The following is a 3,523-nucleotide window of genomic DNA, read 5'->3' as shown; positions in this document are numbered from 1 at the left end:
GACTAATTCTTTAATGACAACAGGGCTTGGTCGCCCTGTATCCCGGCTTTCAGCCGCCAAGCCTCTAACCCACCCGTCTTTAGCGGGTGGTTGTTTAGTGCTATAATTCAATGAATTAGAGACATACCCTAAAAAGAAATGATCAATCTCAATAATCAGGAGAATAAAATATGAATCAAACAGTAGCTTGCTACCAAACTCAGTTTGGTAGTGTATGTCCAAGAAGTTCTGCTTCGAGAGTGCAAACAGAGCTTGCAGAACAGGTATTACCAAATAGAATTTGGTAACGAGCGGTTTCATTTTCTTGACTCTAACAACAAAAAACACCTAAGCCCACCGATGATATACTTCAATCAATCCTACCAATAATCTTGATTCAGACAACTAACAAAAACAGTGCTATAGTTAGCTTATTCTCAGCTATCCAGAGTAACAATATGCAGAATATAGAACTAAACAGATTGCCATTACAAGCCCAAACTGAATTACTCGACTTCTATGAATTTCTATTACAAAAATACACAAAAACACAACCTAAAAATAACCAATTTGAACAATTTTTATCAACACCAATAGGAGTAGAGCAATTACAAAACTGGACAAGAGAAGAACTACATGAACGCTAATGTATTTGTTGACACCAATATTTTCGTTTATGCCAAGCTCTTTAATGAAAAGGATAAGCTCAAATATCAAAAGGCAGTTTCATTTTTTAACAATCAAACCAGTCAGGTTATTATTAGTACGCAAGTGCTAAATGAATTTTCAAATGTATTACTCAGACACAAAGTAACAGATAACGCAATCATTGCTGCTGTAAATGAAATAGCAAAAGTATCCCTGCTTACACTAGAAACAGTCCAAAAAGCTTGGCAAATTAAACAACAATACCATTTCTCTTACTGGGACAGTCTAATTATCAGTGCAGCATTATTGGAAAATTGTGAAACACTATTTACAGAAGATTTGCAGCATGGGCAGCTAATAGAAAAACAATTAGTTATCCAAAATCCATTAATTTAACTCGCTACCAAACTCAGTTTAGTAGTGTATGTCCAAGAAGCTCTGCTTCAAGTATTCATACGTCAAGCAGAGCTTGAAAGGCAGGCATTACCAAGTAAAACTTGGTAACGAATTGATATATAAAATATTATCTTCAAAAGAAATTTCATCATGCGCGATAATTATGACTTTTCTAACTCTATTCCCAACCCTTATGCAAAACAAACAAAAAAGCAAATAACCCTTCGTATTGACGAAGACACCCTTGCTTATTTCAAAACTATGGCTCAAGAAAAAGGCATTCCCTATCAAAGTTTAATTAATCTGTATCTGCGAGATTGTGCGATAGAACACCGACAATTAACGTGGACTTAAAGTGCATTTTCCCCATAAACATTTTGCCAAATAAGCAGTACAACCGAAGAATGGATTTAAACGATTGAAAGCATTGAGTAACAGTTTTTAACAGCAACCCATTTTCTTGTTACAATGCCTGTCTGATAAATAAAAGCAAACACTCAGGTTTCATCAATGCCAACTATTCAACAATTATTACAAGACCGTATTCTATATCTTGATGGTGCAATGGGCACTATGATTCAAAGTTATAAGCTCCAAGAAGCTGATTATCGTGGCGAGCGATTCAAAGATTGGGCTTCTGACATCAAAGGTAACAATGACTTACTGTCCTTAACTCAACCTGAAATTATTAAAGAAATTCATAAAAAATACCTCGAAGCAGGCGCGGATATTGTTGAAACCAATACGTTTAATGCAAATACCATTTCTATGGCGGATTATGGTATGGAATCCTTGGCGTATGAAATCAACGTTGAATCAGCCAAATTAGCCAGACAAGCCTGTGCTGAAATGACCGCGCAAAATCCTGATAAACCGCGTTTTGCTGCGGGTGTGTTAGGCCCAACCAGTAAAACCTGTTCGATTTCTCCAGACGTAAATGATCCCGCTAAACGTAACGTTACTTATAATGCATTAGTAGATGCTTATTATGATTCAACTCAAGGGCTTATTGAAGGTGGCGCGGATTTAATTCTGATTGAAACCATTTTTGATACTTTGAATGCAAAAGCAGCCATTTTCGCGGTTGAAAAATATTTTGACGATTATCCACAACACCGCCGACCAGTGATGATTTCAGGCACAATTACCGATGCGTCAGGGCGGACGTTATCAGGTCAAACCACTGAAGCTTTCTGGAATTCATTACGCCATGCAAAACCAATTTCGATTGGCTTAAACTGCGCTTTAGGTGCAAAAGAATTACGCCAATATGTCGAAGAATTATCCCGCATTGCCGACACCCACGTTTCCGCCCATCCAAACGCAGGCTTGCCTAACGAATTCGGCGAATATGACGAAAGCCCCGAAGCGATGGCGAAAGAAATCGAAGATTGGGCAGCATCTGGTTTACTCAATATTATTGGTGGTTGTTGTGGAACGACTCCGCCACATATCAACGCCATTAAACGCGCAGTTGAAAAGCATCCGCCACGTAAAATTCCTGAAGTTTCAAAGATTTGTAAGTTGGCAGGTTTAGAACCCTTTAACATCGACAGCACCATGAATTTTGTCAACGTCGGTGAGCGTACCAACGTCACGGGTTCAGCACGATTCAAAAAACTGATCGTCAATGAAAATTATGAAAAAGCCCTAGATGTGGCGCGTAGTCAAGTTGAAAATGGCGCACAAATCATTGATATTAATGTCGATGAAGGCTTGTTGGATTCTAAAGCGGTGATGGTGCAATTTTTAAATCTGATTGCCTCAGAACCTGATATTTCCCGCGTGCCAATTATGATTGACTCCTCAAAATGGGAAGTGCTTGAAGCGGGTTTGCAATGCGTGCAAGGTAAGCCGATTGTGAACTCAATTTCGATGAAAGAGGGCGAAGAAAAGTTTCTTGAACAAGCCAAATTGATTAGGCGTTATGGCGCGGCGGCGGTGGTGATGGCGTTTGATGAAGCAGGTCAAGCCGATACCAAAGCCCGTAAATTAGAAATTTGCTCCCGTTCTTACAAAATTTTGACCGAAGAAATCGGTTTCCCTCCTGAAGACATTATTTTTGATCCGAACATTTTCGCTGTTGCCACAGGGATTGAAGAACACAACAACTATGCTGTTGATTTTATTGAAGCTGTGCGCGAGATTAAACAAACCTTACCTCATGCGATGATTTCGGGCGGTGTCTCAAACGTCTCATTTTCATTCCGTGGCAACAACCCATTACGCGAGGCGATTCACTCGGTATTCCTTTACTATGCGATTAAAGAAGGCATGGATATGGGGATTGTCAACGCGGGACAACTTGCGGTTTATGATGATTTACCTAAAGAATTGCGTGAACGGGTTGAAGATGTGGTTTTAAACAAACGTGATGACAGCACCGAACGTTTAGTTGATGTGGCAGAAAAATATAAAGGTGACGGAAAAGCCAAGGTTAATCAACAAGATTTAGAATGGCGCACTTGGGCGGTGGGCAAGCGTTTAGAACATGCGTTAG

The 3,523-nt window shown here is 39.5% G+C and carries 5 protein-coding genes; 4 read left to right on the top strand and 1 reads right to left on the bottom strand.

The window, feature by feature from the left end:
- Positions 1-222 (bottom strand): hypothetical protein (locus ABXH34_RS17120; protein WP_353573100.1); only part of this gene is annotated, 222 nt, incomplete at its 3' end.
- Between the two features lie 215 nt (positions 223-437).
- Between ABXH34_RS17120 and ABXH34_RS17115 the strand changes: the two genes are divergently transcribed.
- From ABXH34_RS17115 to metH, 4 genes are all read left to right on the top strand, one after another.
- On the top strand, positions 438-626 hold the full coding sequence (locus tag ABXH34_RS17115) for a DUF2281 domain-containing protein (protein WP_353573099.1): 189 nt from the start codon (positions 438-440) through the stop codon (positions 624-626).
- The gene (locus ABXH34_RS17110; protein ID WP_353573098.1) at positions 616-1,023 is read left to right on the top strand and encodes a PIN domain-containing protein; all 408 of its coding nucleotides are present in this window, start codon (positions 616-618) and stop codon (positions 1,021-1,023) included. Before ABXH34_RS17115 ends, ABXH34_RS17110 begins: the two co-directional genes overlap by 11 nt.
- 150 nt (positions 1,024-1,173) lie before the next feature.
- Positions 1,174-1,377, top strand: a complete 204-nt coding sequence (locus ABXH34_RS17105; protein ID WP_353573097.1) for a BrnA antitoxin family protein — start codon at positions 1,174-1,176, stop codon at positions 1,375-1,377.
- A 156-nt stretch (positions 1,378-1,533) separates the two neighbouring features.
- On the top strand, positions 1,534-3,523 hold a 1,990-nt coding region (gene metH, locus ABXH34_RS17100), incomplete at its 3' end, for a methionine synthase (protein WP_353573096.1).

It is taken from the genome of Candidatus Albibeggiatoa sp. nov. BB20 (genome assembly GCA_016744725.1).
GTDB lineage: Bacteria > Pseudomonadota > Gammaproteobacteria > Beggiatoales > Beggiatoaceae > Albibeggiatoa.
Note: the sequence above shows the minus strand (reverse complement) of the source record. Positions and strands in the feature narration are given on the sequence as shown.

Excerpts from the sequence above, each read along its gene's own strand:
- ABXH34_RS17115 (WP_353573099.1), top strand. The coding sequence starts at position 438 with ATGCAGAATATAGAACTAAACAGATTGCCATTACAAGCCCAAACTGAA.
- ABXH34_RS17105 (WP_353573097.1), top strand. The coding sequence starts at position 1,174 with ATGCGCGATAATTATGACTTTTCTAACTCTATTCCCAACCCTTATGCA.
- ABXH34_RS17110 (WP_353573098.1), top strand. The coding sequence starts at position 616 with ATGAACGCTAATGTATTTGTTGACACCAATATTTTCGTTTATGCCAAG.